Below are 16909 nucleotides of genomic sequence, written 5' to 3'. Positions count from 1 at the left end.
TCCGGCGTGATCATGCGGACGGGAGCTATTACGGCCGGACCATCGGTCGCCATGTGATGCTGGGGCTGTGGGTGTGCCTCCAGTGATCGAGCTGCGGGTTCCGTCGCCGTTGGTGGAGCTGTACGACGACCGGCTGACTGCGGCCGGCGTTCGGGTGTTGCTCAAGCGGGACGATCTCATTCACCCGGAGATCCCGGGCAACAAGTGGCGCAAGCTGAAGTACAACCTCGCGGCCGCCCGCGAGCTCGGCCACACTACGATCCTGACCTTTGGCGGCGCGTACTCCAACCACCTGCGCGCAACCGCCGCCCTCGGCTACTACGCCGGCCTCACCACGATTGGCGTCGTACGGGGTGAAGAGCACCTGCCGCTGAACCCCTCACTCGCGTATGCCGCAGCCCGCGGCATGCGGCTCACCTACCTCGACCGGACCACCTACCGCGCCAAGACCTCAGCCGAGGTGATCGACAGGCTGCGCCAGCAGTTCGGCGACTTCTACTTACTGCCAGAAGGCGGTAGCAACGGCGCCGCAGTGCTGGGATGCGCAGAGCTTCCAGCTGAGCTCACCGAACCGTTCGATGTCCTGTTCTGCGCAGTGGGCACCGGCGGGACCTTGGCAGGCGTCGCCGCTGGGGTGAGCGAGCGACACGTCGTGGTCGGCGTACCGGTCCTGAAAGGCGGCACCTTCCTCGAGAACGAGATCGCCGGACTCCAGCAGGCCACCTACGGCGCTCGCGTTGGCACCTGGCGCCTCTACTACGACTACCACTTCGGTGGTTACGCGAAGCGAACCCCCGAACTGGATGCCTTCATCAACGACTTCGACGGACGGCACGGTCTCCGGTTGGACTGGGTGTACGAGGCAAAGATGATGTACGCCCTCTTCGACCAGGTACGACGTGGTGCGTTTCAAGGCGGTACGACGATCGTCGGGCTGATCAGCGGGTCATCGGAAGTCCCGGGAGGAGGGGGTTCGGGTGGCTAGGGGGAGGCGTTGGAGGTGGTCGGCGGAGAGGTTGGTTACTTCGCCGGCTCGTTCTACCCGGCCGCGGATGATCATGGCGCTGGCGTTGCGGGCTACGGCGGCGTGGCGGTGCCAGCAGCCGACGGTGATGACGATGTTGGCCATGCCGGTCTCGTCTTCGAGGTTCATGAAGGTGACGCCGGAGGCGGTGGCGGGGCGTTGGCGGTGGGTGACTACGCCTGCGACGCGGACGCGGGCTCCGTCCGGGGCTTTGCGGAGCTCGGCCGCAGACAGGATGCCTTCGGCGCGGAGCTGATCGCGGACGCGCTGCATCGGGTGGCTGGTGGTGGTGATCGAGGTGGACCAGAGATCCGCCATATCGGCCTCGATGTCGCTCATCCCGGGCAGGGTCGGTGGTGGACCGGCCGCGGTGATGCCGGCCAGTTGGCCGGGGCGTTCCTCGGCGGCCCGGCCGGCTTCCCAGATGGCCTGGCGGCGGTCCAGGCCGAAGCACTCGAAGGCATCGGCGGTGGCCAGCGCCTCGACCTGCGCCGCGGTGATACCGGTACGCCGGACCAGGTCGGCCATCTCGGTGAACGGCCCACCCCGCTCCCGCTCCTCGATGATCAGCTTCGCGCCCTTCGTCCCGATCGTGCGCACCTCGGACAACCCGAGCCGGACTGCGAACGCACCGTCGCGGCGATGGAACGTGGTGTCGGCCGGCGCCTTCGGGTCGAACGGGCCGACCAGCGGCTGCGGATCCTTCAGACACAGGTCCGACCCGGTCGGTCCGGTCAACTCCTGCCCGTCGATCAGTTGCTCGAGCCCGGCGTCGATCCCCGACAGGTGCAGGTGTGGTCGCCGCACCTCCACGCCGTGGCGGCGGGCGTCGGCGACCAGGGACTGCGGTGAGTAGAACCCCATCGGCTGGGCTCGGAGCAGTGCGGCCAGGAACGCGGCCGGGTAGTGCAGCCGCAGCCACGTGCTGGAGTAGACCAGCAGGGCGAAGCTGATCGAGTGCGACTCGGCGAACCCGAAGTTCGCGAAGGCTTCGATCTTCGCGTAGATCTCGTCGGCCAGGTCGCCGGTGATCCCGTTCCGCGCCATCCCGGCGTACAGCTTCTCCTTCAGTGACGAGATCTTCTCGATGCCGCGTTTGGAGCCCATCGCCCGGCGGAGCAGGTCGGCCTCGTCGCCGTCGATCTCGCCGACCGCCATCGCCATCTGCATCAGCTGCTCCTGGAACAGCGGCACGCCCATGGTCCGCTCCAGCACCGGCTGCAGCTTCGGGTGCAGATAGGTGATCGGCTCCTCACCGGTCCGGCGGCGGATGTACGGATGGACCGCACCGCCCTGGATCGGGCCGGGCCGGATCAGTGCGATCTCGGTGACCAGGTCGTAGAACCTGCGCGGTTTCAGCCGTGGCAGCGTCGCCATCTGGGCCCGAGACTCGACCTGGAACACACCAACCGAGTCCGCCCGGCAGAGCTGGTCGTAGACCCCGGCCTCCTCCTTCGGGATCGTGTGCAGCAACCAGGACTCCCCCACCTGCTCGCGCACCATCTCCATGCAGTACTGCAGTGCGGCCAGCATCCCGAGCCCGAGCAGGTCGAACTTCACCAGCCCCATCCAGGCACAGTCGTCCTTGTCCCACTGGAGCACCGTCCGGTTCTCCATCCGGGCGTGCTCGATCGGCACCACCTCCCCGACCGGACGCTCGGTCAGCACCATCCCACCGGAGTGGATCCCCAAGTGTCGCGGGAACTTCAGCAACTCGGACGCCATCGCCACCACCCGCGGTGGGATGTCGTGCTCGGTCGAGGTGATCTCCGGACTCCATCCGTCCACCTGTTTCGACCACGCGTCCTGCTGACCGACCGAATACCCCAGCGCCTTCGCCATATCGCGTACGGCGGACTTGGGCCGGTAGGAGATCACGTTCGCCACCTGGGCGGCGTTGTGGCGGCCGTACTTCTTGTAGACGTGCTGGATCACCTCTTCGCGGCGGTCCGAGTCGAAGTCGACATCGATATCCGGCTCCTCGGCCCGGGTCGTGGCGAGGAACCGCTCGAACGGCAGGTCGTAGAGGATGCTGTCCACCGCGGTGATCCCGAGCGCGTAGCAGACCGCCGAGTTCGCCGCCGATCCCCTGCCCTGGCAGAGGATTCCCTCGGTGTGCGCGAACCGGACGATGTCCTCGACGATCAGGAAGTATCCCGGGAAGCCCTTCTCCTCGATCACCGCCAACTCCCGCTCCAGCCGCTCGTACGCGTCCGGCCGCTGCTCGCGGGTGCCGTACCGCTTCGCGGCGCCGTCGAAAGTCAGCTCCCGCAGCCACGACATCGGGTCGTGCCCGTCCGGTACGTCTCGCAAGGGCAGCTTCGGTTTCGCCCGGGCCAGGTCGAAGGACAGCTGGTCGGCCAGTGTCACCGAGCGCGCAACGGCTCCGTCGTACTGGCGGAAGCGGGCGGCCATCTCCTCCCCCGAGCGTAGGAACGCCATCCCGCTCGAGGGCAACCAGCCGTCCATCGAGTCCAGGTCTCGTCGGGCGCGGACCGCGGCCAGCGCGGCGGCCAGCTTGTGCTGGGCCGGGGTGGCGTAGTGAACGTTGTTCGTGGCAACTACCGGGAGACCGCGGTCGGCGGCCAGGGCGGCCAGGATCCGGTTCCGGGTGGTGTCCGCGGGGAGGTGATGGTCGATCAGCTCGACCACTACGCGGTCCTTGCCGAACAACCCGGTCAGCCGGTCCAGCTCTCGTCCGGCGGCGGCTGGACCGTTGGCGTGCCCACCGAGCTCCAGTGCCTGCCGGACCAGGCCCTTCCGGCAGCCGGTCAGGATCATCCAGTGATCCTCACCAAGAGCCGCCAGCTCCTCCAGGTCGTAGACCGGCTTGCCTTTCTCACCACCGGCCAGCTGCGCCTCGGTGATCGCGCCGGCCAGCTTGTGGTAGCCGTCCTGACCCTCCGCAAGCACCAGCAGGTGGCTGCCCTCGGGGTCGGCCACGCCGTTCTGCGGGCCGGTCAGTCCGAGCGACAGCTCCGCCCCGAACACGGTGGGCAAGGAGTACGCCGCCGCTGCCTCAGCGAAGCGGGCTGCGCCGTAGAAGCCGTCGTGATCGGTCAGCGCCAGCGCATGCAGCCCCTGCCGGACCGCGGCCTCGATCAGGTCCTCCGGTTGGGAGGCGCCGTCGAGGAAGGAGAAGTTTGAGTGGGCGTGCAGCTCCGCGTAGGGAACCACCTGCTCTGGGCGGACGATGTCGGTCTTCGAGGGCACATACGGACCGCGGTGCTGCGACCAGGCCGGGCTGTCGCCACCGTCGGCCGTCACCGGGCGGTCGCCATGGCTGCCCGGCCGGGACCGGTCCGACAACCTCCGCTCCAGCTCCGACCACTTGATCGGCGGATTGTTGTAACCCACACGCCACCTCCCCGATCGTCACCGCAGGTGTCCCAACAAGTGCAATAGTAGAACAAATGTTCGATACCGTAATCAGACCGGCTCCGGGCGGGAGTGGGTGGAGACAGTGGTGACACTGCGCCGTACGCGATGGAACGCCGAGATCGAGGACCTTGCGGCTGTTATCGGGGCGGTCGGGGGCCGGGCGCACGTGTTCGGTGTCGTCCGGCGGAGCGCTCGCGCTGGAGGCAGCCGCGACCGGCGTACCTATCGACAGAATCGCTGTTCACGAGGTGCCGTATCTCCTCGGCGACGAAATGGTCGCGAGCTGGCTGGTCTACGTCGACGAACTGGCCGTCGCCTTGGATGCCGATGACCGAGACCAGGCGCTTCGGCTGTTCATGGAGTTGGCCGGTTCCTCGGAGCAAGACATCGCGGGTGCCGAAGCCGCTCCGGTATGGCCGGCGCTGGTGGCGCTCGCACCAACGCTGCGGTACGACTGCTTGCGTCGGCGAGGGTCCACCACCCGCAGAGCGGCTGGCGAAATTGGCTCAGCCTGTGCTGCTGAGCACCGGCGCGACTCTGGATCCACACTCGGCCGGACTGCCGGTCGACTTCTTCGGCGCCGCTGCCGATGCGGCAGCCCATGCTTGCCGGACGCGCAGCGACTCACCATTCAGGTCGCTGGACATGTCGCTGATCCACTGGTCCTAGGGCCGTTTCTGTCACGGTTCTACACGGGGTAAGACACGACGCAGGCGACGTCATCGCAGCGAAATGGGTTGATGACCCCCGGCCCGGAGACCAGAATCACCCCTTGTGCCTGACGCGGAGGAACCCGACGGCCAAGGGGACCCGTCGAGTCGGCCGCTTCGGTCGCCTTCTTTCCGATGGTTCTTCGCCGGGTGGTCGATCTCCGTCGCCGGGAGCTCGATGGCACCCGTCGCGCTGGCATTCGGCGTGCTGGAGGTCACCGGCAGCGCGACCTGGCTGTCGGCGGTTCTCACCGCATCGATGGTTCCGCTGATCGCGACGATGATCATCGGCGGCGGGATCGCCGACCGGTACCGTCGCGACCGTGTCCTGCGGCTGTCCAGCCTGGGAGCCGGCATCAGCCAGGCCGGCGTGGCCGTCGTACTGCTGACCCGTCAGGACCCGGTGTTCCTGCTCCCGCTCGCAGCACTGAACGGCGTCTTCCAGGCACTGACCACGCCGACCATGCGTGGCATCGTCCCGCAGTTGACCACCGGACCAGGCATCAAGGTGGCCAACTCGCTACTCGCCTCCGCCAGAAACCTCGCTCGCATGATCGGCCCCGCCGCGGCCGGGTTGTTGACCGTGACGATCGGCGGTGGCTGGGCCATTGCCGCCGACGCCGCATCCTTCTTCCTGGCAGCGGCCTGCTTCGGCCGGATGGCGCTCGCCGCCCGGCCGGCTCGCGGCGCCGGCTCCCCGAGCATGCGCAGCGAACTGCGGGAAGGCTGGAGCTACTTCAGTTCCCAGTCGTGGATCTGGTCGGTGACACTGGCATTCGCTGTTCTGAATGCCGCCTACACGGGAATCTGGCAGATCCTCGGGCCCGTGATCGCCCTCGCTACGATCGGCGCCGACGGCTGGGGTCTGGTGCTGAGCGCCCGCGCGGCCGGGTCGTTCCTGGCGACTGTGGTGATGGTGAAGCTGACCGTGCGGCGTCCGATGGTACGAGCGCTGTCCATGATGACGCTGGCCGCTGTCCCGCTGATCCTCCTCGGCGTCGGCGCGAACGCGTGGTGGCTGGCGGTCGCCGCCTTCGTCGCAGGAGTGGCGGCCGAGTTCTTCACCGTCGTCTGGTCGACGATCTGCCACGTCCACATTCCCGAGCGGCTGCTGTCCCGGGTCGGCGCCTACGACGAGTTCGGGTCGTTCGCGTCGATTCCGCTCGGTCAGCTTTCGGTTCCGTTCCTGGCCGCGGCCTTCGGGGCCGCGGCCGTGGCTGTCAGCGGTGGGGCACTGTTGGCGGTGGCCATGCTGCTGCCACTGCTACTGCCCTCGCTGCGGCGACTTGAGATGTAGGAAATGGTTGGCCGGTGCGATGGGTGGGTTGGTACGGTTCCGGGGTCCGTGACATCACGCCTGGAGGTGAGACCCCATGAACGCTGTAGCGCAGTGGGTGCTCCGCCTCTCGTGGTCACGGGCGGGCGATTGACATAGGTGTCGCCGGGAGCGCCTCGAGAAGTTCGGCACTCCCGAAAGGAACACCTATGAACTCTTTGCCTTTGACGGTCTCCCGGGTCGCGGAGAACCAGTGGCACGCGGTCGAGAACGACCTGGTCGTCGGTCGTGGTCATGCTTCGCGCCGGCTCGACGGCCGGACCTTCCTCAGCATCGATACGTGGCGCGGCGCCGTCTTCGACCGACTCGCCGACGCGATGCTGGCCGACCAGTCGACGCCGCTGTACACGGTCGTCGACGAGACCGACCGTGACCTGGCGGCCAGCTGGGAACGTGCCGGGTTCACGAGTTGGCGCCGCGAGCGGGAATTCGTCGTACCCACTGGGCGCGCCTCGGCATCGCTGCCGCCGGGGGTGGTCATCGTGGCGGCCGATGAGGTGGCGGAGGGGCCGCTTCGTGAGCTGGACCAGGCGATTCGGACCGAGGTCCGGGCTACCGTCGGCTGGGAGACGATGCCGGCGGAGGTGCTGCCCTGGCAGGGTGGTACTACGCCCATGGAGCCGTCGAAGTACACGGTCGCCGTGCGGGGCGATCAGTACGTCGGATTGGTCCGGCTGGCGACGAGGACCCGGCAGCCGCGGATCGGGCTGATCGCGGTCCGGGGCGGCGAGCGACGGCGCGGTATCGCGCGGGCTCTGCTGAGCCGGGTGCTGGGTGACCTGCACCGATCCGGGGTCGAAGCAGCATCGGCCGAGGTGAACGAAACCAATGCGGCCGCGATGGCGCTGTTCGAGAGTTTCGGCGCTCGACGAACAGGCAGCAATCTGGAACTGGTCCACCAGCAGGGGAAGGCCTGACCATGCCCAGAAACGCAGGCGGCATCGAAATGGAAGGCACCGTCGTCGAGTGCCTCCGCAACGCCAACTTCCGGGTCGAACTCACCAACGGTCATCAGGTCCTGGCGCACATCAGCGGGAAGATCCGGAAGAACTACATCAAGATCCTCCCTGAGGACCGCGTCCTGGTGGAGCTCAGCCCGTACGACCTGACCCGGGGCCGGATCACCTTCCGCTACCGGAGCTGACCCCACCGCCACTACCACCGTCACCGGGCTCGGCAGCACGACGGCTGCCGGGCTCGGACCGGCCACGCCAGACTAGAACATATGTTCGAAGGTGCGCTAATCTGAAAACATGCTTGGTCGGTTCACGGTGCGCCCGTCCGACGACGGATCCGAGGGATTCGGCGTCTGGGACGGTGCGGTCAACGGGTGGCGTGCAATCGGTATCGACGACGAGACGGAGGCTTACCTGATGGCGTCGGAGCTCGACGTGCAGTACGACGCGCACGGGCCGAGACCCGCGGACGCGGTGCGGAAGGTGGATCCGGCCCAGGCGGTCCAGCGGGCCGAGTGGACCACGGGCGAGCTCGACGTCTGGATCCGGGACAACGGCGAATGGCTGGGCCGCTTCCGCGGCAAGGACGGCCGGGTGACCTGGATCCCGGGCTCCGAACTCCGGCCGTTGTGAACAACCAGTTGCCCAAAGCAATTACTTGGGGCGATCGGCGGACTGCTGGACGGGTGGGAGCCGGGGTGCGAGACTCCGGAGATGAGCCGCTACGGCCAGCAGTTCGGCCCGGACTTCACGTTCCTCGGCGTCCCGGTCTGCGACCTGGACGACCCGGCTTCGTACGCGGACGCACAGGTGGTCATCCTGGGCGCGCCGTTCGACGGCGGCACCTCACATCGGCCCGGCGCCCGGTTCGGGCCGATGGCGATCCGGATGCGGGACTACCTCGGCCATGACGGGTCGCGGCCGAGCCTGGCGCTACGCACCGACGGCCTGGTCGACCTGCATGTGGTCGACGCCGGTGACGTCGAGATGTACTCCGGTGACATCGAGGTCGCACTCCCCGCCCTCGAGGCGGCCGTCGAGACCGTGACCCGTTCGGGTGCGATCCCGATCGTGCTCGGCGGTGACCACTCGATCGCGTTCCCGGATGCGAAGGGCGTCGCAAACGTACTCGGCCACGGCCGGGTGTCGATGCTGCACTTCGACGCGCACGCGGACACCGGCGACATCGAGTTCGGCTCGTTGTGGGGCCATGGGCAACCGATGCGCCGGCTGATCGAGTCCGGCGCGCTGCGTGGCGACCGTTTCCTGCAGATCGGCCTGCGCGGGTACTGGCCGCCGCCGGACACGCTGGACTGGATGGCCGAGCAACGAATGCGGTCCTACGAGATGACCGAGATCGTGCACCGCGGCCTGGACGAGTGCCTGACCGAGGCGTTCACGATCGCGACCGACGAGTGTGAGGGCGTCTTTCTGTCCGTCGACATCGACGTCTGCGATCCCGGTCATGCTCCCGGCACCGGGACACCTGAGCCAGGTGGTCTGACCGCACGTCAATTACTCGATGCCGTACGCCGGATCTGCCTCGAGCTCCCCGTGGTCGGCATGGATGTCGTCGAGGTGAGTCCGCCGTACGACCACGCGGATATTACGGCTGCGCTGGCCAATCGCGTCGTACTGGAAGCGGTGTCGGCAATCGCCCGCAGGCGCAAGGACGAGCGCGACGGCACCCACTGGGATCCGGCTCAGCCCTTACTGGGTGACCGGTCCGAGCCGAGCTGACCTGTTCCCAGTAGGGAACGCCGGTGCCACACTCCGAAGAGGGTGGCGGGGGCTTCCAGGGAGGGGAGGCATCATGGCGATGACTCTGCAGCAGCTGTTCCGCCGCAAGCCGGTACCGGAGATGTCGCAGGAGAGCGGCACTGACTCCGGCCAGAGCGAACTGGTCCGTTCGATCGGTCTGTTCCAGCTCTCGATGTTCGGCATCGGTGCCACCATCGGCACCGGCATCTTCTTCGTGCTCGCACAGGCCGTTCCGGTCGCGGGACCGGCGGTGATCTGGTCGTTCGTGATCGCGGGCGTGGTCGCCGGGCTGACCGCGATCTGCTACGCCGAGCTGGCGAGTGCGGTCCCGGTCTCGGGTTCGTCGTACTCGTACGCCTATGCGACGCTCGGTGAACTGCCGGCGATCGGCGTGGCCGCGTGCCTGCTGCTCGAGTACGGCGTCTCCGCTGCCGCCGTCGCGGTCGGCTGGTCGCAGTACCTGAACGAACTGTTCGACAACATCTTCGGCTTCACCATCCCGGACAGCCTGTCGCAGGCACCCGAACAGGGCGGCATCCTCAACCTGCCCGCGATGATCCTGGTCGCGCTCTGCACGCTGCTGCTGATCCGCGGCGCGAGTGAATCGGCCAAGACCAACGCGGTGATGGTGTGTATCAAGATCGGCGTACTGATCCTGTTCATCGTGCTCGGGCTGAAGGGCTGGGACGCCAACAACCTCTCGGACTTCGCGCCGTTCGGCGTCACCGGGATCACCTCGGCGGCCGGCATCATCTTCTTCTCCTACATCGGTCTGGACGCCGTCTCGACCGCCGGTGAGGAGGTCAAGAACCCGCGGCGAACGATGCCGCTGGCAATCTTGATCGCCCTCGCCACGGTCACCGCGCTCTACATCCTGGTCACGCTGGTCGCCGTCGCCGCCCAGCCGTCCGGTGAGTTCGAGGACCAGGAGGCCGGGCTGTCCGCGATCCTGGAGAAGGTGACCGGATCGTCCTGGCCGGCCACGGTCCTGGCCGCGGGTGCGGTGATCTCGATCTTCAGCGTCACGTTGATCGTCATCTACGGGCAGACCCGGATCCTGTTCGCGATGGCGCGGGACGGGATGATCCCCGAACTGTTCCACCGGGTGAATCCGCGCACGCACACGCCGGTACCGAACACGCTGATCGTCGCGATCGTGATCGGCCTGCTGGCCGGGCTGATCCCGATCAACTTCCTGGCCGAGATGACCAGCATCGGCACGCTGGTCGCGTTCCTGGTGGTGTCGATCGGGGTGATGGTGCTACGGCGTACCCACCCGGAACTGCCACGTGGCTTCAAGGTGCCGGGGTATCCGGTCACGCCGGTCCTGTCGATCCTGGGCTGTCTGTGGATCATCAAGGACCTGCGCGCGGTGACGATCTACGTATTCCTGATCTGGGTCGCGGTCGCACTCGCCTGGTACTTCTTCTACGGCTTCAAGCACTCCCATCTCGGGCGGCAGGAGCACGTCGGGCTGATCCATGACGAGGACGGGCCGCAGCCATGACGATGATCGTCGGGTACGCCGCCGACGAGCGCGGCAAGGCGGCCCTGCATCTGGCCGGGATGCTGGCCCGGTCCGCGGGCGACGATCTGATCGTGTGCAGCGTCGTACCGGCGCCTTGGACGCCCGGGATGGCTCGGGTGGACGCGGAGTACCAGGAGTACCTGGCCCAGTCCGCCGATGATGCACTGCGACGGGCGCAGAGTTTCCTGCCGACCGACGTACCGGCGACCTACGTCCGGCACAGCGCGCGGTCGGCGCCGGCCGGCCTGCTTGAGCTGGCCGACCTGCATGACGCCCGGCTGATCGTGCTCGGCTCGTCGTCGGACGGGGTGTTCGGGCACATCGCGCTCGGCAGTGTCACCGACCGGCTGCTGCACAGCTCGCATGTCTCGCTTGCCCTGGCCACCCGCGGGTTCCGGTGTCCCGGAGATCGGAAGGTCGCGCGGGTGACCGCGGCGTTCGGCGGCACCGAGAGCGCCGAGGACCTGGTCCTGGCCGCGGCCTCGATCGCGGCCGATGTGGGCGCGTCGTTGCGGATCGCCACCTTCGCGGTCTGGTCGCGTCCGGCGTACACGACCCGGCTTGGTACCGAGCCCGAGGACCTGGTGCTGCAGGAGTGGCGGGCCGAGCTGGACAAGACGGTGACCGCCACGCTCGCGCAGGTACGCAAGCTGCCCGAACAGCCGAGCGCCATGGAGACGGTGGTCGGTTCGGGACCGACCTGGGCCGAGGCGATCGACGACGTCGGCTGGGATGCCGGCGACGTCCTGGTGGTCGGATCGAGCCACCTCGGGCCGGTCGCCCGGGTGTTCCTGGGGTCCCGGGCCGCCAAGATCCTCCGCCACTCCCCCGTGCCGGTCCTGGTCGTCCCGCACAACCGGGCCGAGGAGCTGGCCGACCAGGCAACCGTGAGCTGAGGCAGCCGTGCACGACGTCCCGGAGCGAGGAATGAGTGATCTGTTGTCGCTCTTTCCGCCGGGCAGCCGGTTGGCTGCCGACGGCACCTTGATCGTCGGCGGCTGCCGCGCGGACGACCTCGCCACGGAGTTCGGTACGCCGGTCCTGGTCGTCGCCGAGCAGGCGCTCCGGGAACGTGCCCGCGAGTACCGCGATGAGCTCACGGCCCGCTGGCCGGACTCCCGGGTCGTCTTCGCCTCCAAAGCCTTCCCGTGTACGGCGGTCCAGCGGGTGATGGTCGAGGAAGGAATCGGCCTGGATGTCGCCGGCGGTGGCGAGATCCTTACCGCGCTCAAGGCGGGTGTCGATCCGGCGCTGATCGTCCTGCACGGCAACGCGAAGAGCGACGAGGAGATCGCCCTCGCGGTCGAGCACGGCATCGGCCTGGTCGTGGTGGACAACGCCGACGACGTGGACCGGCTGGAGGCGACCGGCCGCTCGCAGGACGTGCTCGTGCGGATCATCCCTGGCGTCACCGCGGACACGCATGCGCACGTGCTCACCGGGCACGCGGGCTCGAAGTTCGGTCTCGCGCCGCCCGACGCGGCCCGGCTGATCCAGCGGATCGAGCACAGTCCACGGCTGCGGATGCGCGGGCTGCACGTCCATGTCGGCTCGCAGATCCTCGACGTCGAGCCGTTCGCGGAGTCGGTCGCGCCGGTCGCGCGGCTCGGCGAGTTCGAGGTGTACGACCTCGGCGGCGGGCTCGGTGCCCGGTACACCTGGGCGGACAAGCCGCCGACGGTGGCGGCGTACCTGGACGCTCTGATCGGCGCGGCGAAGCAGCACCTCCCCGCATCCGCGCAGCTGATCATCGAACCTGGACGCAGCATGGTCTGTACGGCGGCAACCACGATCTACCGCGTCACCACGGTGAAGCGCGGGTCGATCACGTTCGTCGCGGTGGACGGCGGAATGGGCGACAACCTGGAGGTCGCGTTGTTCGAGCAGCGGTTCGAGGCGGGCATCGTCGGGCGCTTCGACGGGACTCCTCAGGCGGGCATGGAGAACGTGACCGTGGTCGGGCGGCACTGCGAGAGCGGTGACGTGCTGGTCGACGGCGTACCGCTGTCGGACCCGAAAGTCGGTGACCTGCTGGCCGTCCCCGCGACCGGGGCGTACTGCTACACGATGGCGAACAACTACAACGGCAACCGCCGGATCCCCGTGGTCTTCGCGAACGACGGCGTCCCACGTCTCGTCGTACGCCGGGAGACGTGGGACGACCTGATGGCCCGAGACGTCTAGTCCCGAGGAGAAGGTCATGGCACACCCACTGGAGCCGCTGGACGAGGACGAGTTCCGGCGAACGGTCGCGATCCTGCGCCGGGACCAGGAGCTCGGTGGGACCTGGCGGTTCGCGGCGATCGAGTTGCTCGAGCCGGCCAAGACCGCGGTCAAGGCGTGGCGTCCTGGTGATCCGGTGCCGCGGACGGCGTTCGCCGTACTGTGGAACCGGGCCGACAACCAGACCTGGGAAGGTGTCGTCGACCTGATCGGTGACCGAGTGGTGTCGTGGACCCACGTGCCCGGCGTGACCCCGAACTTCACCACCGACGAGTACCACGAGGTCGACGAGGCGATGCGGGCTCACCCGGACGTGATCGCGGCCCTCGCTGCACGCGGGATCACGGACCTCGCGCTGGTGCAGATCGAGGTGTGGACCTACGGCAAGGCGCTGATGCCGGCGCAGTACCGCGACCGGCGGCTCGGCTGGTGCGACATCTGGTACCGCGAGACTCCCGACGGCAACCCGTACGCGCACCCGGTCTCCGGGCTCAAGGTCGTCGTCGACATGAACACGCTGGAGCTGCTCGAACTCGAGAACGATCACGACCACGGGCAACCGGCCGTCGACGCCGAGTACGCCCCCGGACCGTGGAAGGGCACGGTCCGGACCGACCTCAAGCCGCTGCAGGTCCACCAGCCCGAGGGTGTCTCGTTCACGGTCGAAGGCACCGAGCTCAAATGGCAGAACTGGACCATGCGGCTCAGCTTCAACCACCGTGAGGGCCCGGTCATCTACCAGGTCACGTACGACGACCACGGCACCACCCGGGACATCGCTTACCGGATGTCGTTCGCCGAGATGGTGGTCCCCTACCGGGACACGTCGTTCGACCATTACCGCCGTACGGCGTTCGACATCGGCGAGTGGGGTCTCGGCTTCATGACCACGTCGCTCGAGCTCGGCTGCGACTGTCTCGGCGAGATCGTCTACAAGGACGCCGTACTGCATGACACGCACGGTGAGCCGTACACGATCAAGAACGCGATCTGCCTGCACGAGGAGGACAACGCCGTCCTCTGGAAGCATGTCGACCACACCACCGGAGCCGAGGTACGGCGGATGCGCCGGATGGTCGTGTCCTGTCACGCGACGGTGGCGAACTACGAGTACCTGATCTATTGGCGGTTCTACCAGGACGGGAACATCGAGTGCGAGGTCCGCGCGACCGGCCTGATGGTGACCACGCCGTTCGCCGCGGACAGTACGCCGCCGGCGACCGGGACCGTGGTCGACGAGCGGACCTACGCGCCGTTCCACCAGCACTTCCTGGTCGCGCGGCTCGACCTCGACGTGGACGGCGACGAGAACACCGTCCAGGAGATCGACTCCCGGGCGCTACCGGTCTCGGCGGACAACCCGTACGGGCTCGCGGTGGTCACGGACGCGACCCCGATCCGGTCCGAATCCGGCGCTGCCCGTGACTTCAATTGGTCGACCCAACGATCGTGGAAGGTGGTCAACCCGAACCGGGTGAACGCCGTCGGCACGAATCCGGCGTACAAGCTGGTCCCGACCGCGTCGATCCCGCCGCTGATGGATCCGGACACGCCGCAGTACCGGCGGGCGCCGATCATCGGGCACACGCTCTGGGTCACCCGGCAGCACGACGAGGAACGCTGGCCGTGTGGCGACTACCCGACCCAGTCGACCGACGACGCCGGGATGACCCGGTGGGTCGCCGACGACGAATCGCTGGAGAACACCGACGTCGTGCTCTGGTACGTGTTCGGCATCCACCACGTCACCCGGGTCGAGGACTGGCCGGTGATGCCGGCCGACACGATCGCGTTCTGGCTCAAGCCGTTCGGCTTCTTCGACCAGAACCCGTCGATCGACGTGGCACCAACTACCCCGGGCGACGGTCCGGAGGCTTGTCACCAGGCTTAGGCTTCTCACCCGGTTTGGGCTTGCCGGAGTCCGGCCCCTTGAGCATCTTCGCCGGCGGGGCGACGAAGCGCTTCACCGGCATCCCGCGCAGCGCGCCCTGCATCGCCGTCTCCCACAGCGGCCCCGCCGTGCCCGAACCGGTCGGGTCGGAGATGTCGCGGCCGTTCAGGGTGTGCCCGTACATCAGGTTCCGGTACGGGAGGTTGGCGTCGGCGACCACCGCGGCCGAGGCCAGGTTCGGGGTGTAGCCGGAGAACCAGACGGCCAGGTTCTGCTGGATGGTTCCGGTCTTGCCGGCCATGTCCCGGGTGCCGAACCGCAGGTTGCCGCCGGTCCCGCCGGGCGCCATCACCGCGCTGAGCACCCGGTTCACCCCGTCGGCGACCTGCTTGGAGATGGCCTGCTTGCACGAGATCTGCGGGGTCTCGATGTACTTGCCGGCCTTGTCCCGCACCGACGTGACCACGAGCGGCTTGCAGTACTTGCCGCGGGCCGCGAAGGTCGCGTACGCGTTCGACAGCTGCAGCGGGGTCACGTAGCCGACCCCGAGCGTCATCGAGACGACCTGCTCGAGCGGCTGGAGGGTCTGCGCGTTGTACATCCCGAGCTTGGACGCGATCCGGCCGATCGAGCAGAGGCCGGTTCGCTGGGACAGCTGCAGGAAGTAGGTGTTGGTCGAGTACCGGGCCGCCTCGACCATGGTCAGGTCGCCGCTGCGGGTCGAGTTCTTCGGCGTGTAGTCCGGGTCGTACGTCGTCCCCGTGCAGGTCTGGAACTTCTTCCGGCTGAGGTCGATCTGCTCCGGCGAGTTGATCCGGTAGTCCATCGCGATGCCCTTCTGCAGGGCCGCCGCGATCGTGAACGCCTTCATCGTCGAGCCGTTCTGGAACCCGCCGTACCCGCCGGCGTAGGACTTCTCGACGTTGTAGTTGTAGTTCGTGTGGTTGCGGCCGTTGCCGTACGGCCTGCTCTGCACCATCGCCTTCACCAGGCCGGTGCCGGGCTGGACCATCGTGATCGCCGCGATCGCGGTGTCGGTGGGCTTGCTGTGCTTGTCGATCGACGCCTGTGCGGAGGCCTGGATCTTGGGGTCGATCGAGGTCCGGATGGTCAGGCCACCGGTCTTCAGGTAGTGGTCGCGGTCCTTGGCGGTCGCACCGAGCTTCGGGTTCTCCAGCAGCTTGGAGACGACGTACTCGCAGTAGAACGGGTAGCGGGAGTTCGCGCAGCCGTTCGGCACCGGCTCGACCTTGGCCAGGTTGATCACCGGCGTCCGCAGCGCCTCGTTCGCCTCGTGCACCGAGATCGCGCCGAGCTCGAGCATCCGCCGGATCACCACGTCACGGCGGGCCTTCGCCCGGGCCAGGTTGTTGGTCGGGTCGTAGCCGGTCGGGTTCTTGACCAGGCCGGCCAGCAGCGCGGCCTGCGGGAGGGTGAGCTTGTCGGCCGAGGTCCGGAAGTAGTGCTGGGCGGCGGCCTGGACGCCGTACGAGCCGTCGCCGAAGTTCACCAGGTTCAGGTAGCGCTCGAGGATCTCGGTTTTCGACAGGTCGCTCTCGATAGCGATCGCGTACCGCAACTCGGCCAGCTTGCGCTGGTACGACACCTCGGTGGCCTGCTGGCGCTCCGCGGCGGTCCTGGCCTTCTCGACCAGGCTGAGCTTCACGTACTGCTGGGTGATGCTCGACCCGCCCTGCTGCACCTCGCCCTCGGTCTGGTTGCGGACCATGGCCCGCAGCGTGCCCTTCAGGTCGAGCGCGCCGTGCTCGTAGAACCGGGAGTCCTCGATCGCCACGATCGCGGTCCGCATGATCGGCGCCATCTTGCTCAGCGGCACCGGCACCCGGTTCTGGTCGTACAGCGTGGCGATCAGCGTCCCGTCGGACGCCAGGATCCTGCTCCGGACCGCGAGCGGGTCCACTTCGAGTTCGCGGGGCAGATCCTGCACGGTCATGGCAACCCCTGCCGAACCACGCCCGGCGAAGCCGGCGAACGGAATCGCCAGCCCAGCCGCCAGCGCGCCCGACAGCACACTCACGCCGATGAACGTAATCAACGCGCGAGCCTTGTTGCGACCGCCCCTGTCGGTTCGCATACCT

At 67.9% G+C, this 16909-nt stretch carries 13 protein-coding genes; 11 read left to right on the top strand and 2 right to left on the bottom strand.

What is annotated here, in order from left to right:
• The first annotated feature begins 67 nt into the window (after positions 1-67).
• On the top strand, positions 68-985 hold the full coding sequence (locus tag AB0L70_RS27620) for a pyridoxal-phosphate dependent enzyme (protein ID WP_363689092.1): 918 nt from the start codon (positions 68-70) through the stop codon (positions 983-985).
• On the opposite strand, the gene AB0L70_RS27615 is transcribed toward AB0L70_RS27620, so the two are convergent.
• A complete protein-coding gene (locus AB0L70_RS27615; protein ID WP_363689090.1) occupies positions 947-4381 on the bottom strand; it encodes an error-prone DNA polymerase in 3435 nt (1144 codons plus the stop codon). The genes AB0L70_RS27620 and AB0L70_RS27615 overlap by 39 nt on opposite strands.
• Positions 4382-4798: 417 nt before the next feature.
• Here AB0L70_RS27615 and AB0L70_RS27610 point away from each other — a divergent pair, with 417 nt between their 5' ends.
• The 10 genes from AB0L70_RS27610 to AB0L70_RS27565 all read left to right on the top strand — a co-directional run bounded on the left by AB0L70_RS27610 (position 4799) and on the right by AB0L70_RS27565 (position 14810).
• Positions 4799-5074 carry a hypothetical protein gene (locus tag AB0L70_RS27610; protein WP_363689088.1) on the top strand — a complete coding sequence of 92 codons (276 nt, stop codon included), beginning with the start codon at positions 4799-4801 and terminating at the stop codon, positions 5072-5074.
• Between the two features lie 105 nt (positions 5075-5179).
• Positions 5180-6412 carry an MFS transporter gene (locus tag AB0L70_RS27605; protein ID WP_363689086.1) on the top strand — a complete coding sequence of 411 codons (1233 nt, stop codon included), beginning with the start codon at positions 5180-5182 and terminating at the stop codon, positions 6410-6412.
• Between the two features lie 188 nt (positions 6413-6600).
• Positions 6601-7368, top strand: coding sequence for a GNAT family N-acetyltransferase (locus AB0L70_RS27600; protein WP_363689084.1), 768 nt, complete (start codon positions 6601-6603; stop codon positions 7366-7368).
• A 2-nt stretch (positions 7369-7370) separates the two neighbouring features.
• Positions 7371-7595 (top strand): translation initiation factor IF-1, encoded by a 225-nt coding sequence (infA, locus tag AB0L70_RS27595; RefSeq protein WP_363689082.1) that lies wholly within the window; start codon positions 7371-7373, stop codon positions 7593-7595.
• Between the two features lie 109 nt (positions 7596-7704).
• Entirely contained in the window at positions 7705-8040 is a 336-nt protein-coding gene (locus AB0L70_RS27590) for a hypothetical protein (protein WP_363689080.1), read from the top strand.
• Positions 8041-8121: 81 nt separating this feature from the next.
• Entirely contained in the window at positions 8122-9147 is a 1026-nt protein-coding gene (gene speB, locus AB0L70_RS27585) for an agmatinase (protein WP_363689078.1), read from the top strand.
• 73 nt (positions 9148-9220) lie between these two features.
• Complete coding sequence (locus tag AB0L70_RS27580) at positions 9221-10675, top strand: amino acid permease (protein WP_363689076.1); 1455 nt, start codon at positions 9221-9223, stop codon at positions 10673-10675.
• Positions 10672-11592, top strand: a complete 921-nt coding sequence (locus tag AB0L70_RS27575; RefSeq protein ID WP_363689074.1) for a universal stress protein — start codon at positions 10672-10674, stop codon at positions 11590-11592. Before AB0L70_RS27580 ends, AB0L70_RS27575 begins: the two co-directional genes overlap by 4 nt.
• Before the next feature lie 31 nt (positions 11593-11623).
• Positions 11624-12880 carry a diaminopimelate decarboxylase gene (gene lysA, locus AB0L70_RS27570; protein ID WP_363689072.1) on the top strand — a complete coding sequence of 419 codons (1257 nt, stop codon included), beginning with the start codon at positions 11624-11626 and terminating at the stop codon, positions 12878-12880.
• Positions 12881-12896: 16 nt separating this feature from the next.
• Positions 12897-14810, top strand: a complete 1914-nt coding sequence (locus AB0L70_RS27565) for a primary-amine oxidase (protein WP_363689070.1) — start codon at positions 12897-12899, stop codon at positions 14808-14810.
• On the opposite strand, the gene AB0L70_RS27560 is transcribed toward AB0L70_RS27565, so the two are convergent.
• Positions 14770-16905, bottom strand: coding sequence for a transglycosylase domain-containing protein (locus AB0L70_RS27560; protein ID WP_363689068.1), 2136 nt, complete (start codon positions 16903-16905; stop codon positions 14770-14772). The genes AB0L70_RS27565 and AB0L70_RS27560 overlap by 41 nt on opposite strands.
• Between the last annotated feature and the right edge of the window lie 4 nt (positions 16906-16909).

This window comes from Kribbella sp. NPDC051952, from assembly GCF_040680855.1.
Classification (GTDB): domain Bacteria; phylum Actinomycetota; class Actinomycetes; order Propionibacteriales; family Kribbellaceae; genus Kribbella.
This window is presented reverse-complemented; position numbering and strand designations above follow the sequence as displayed.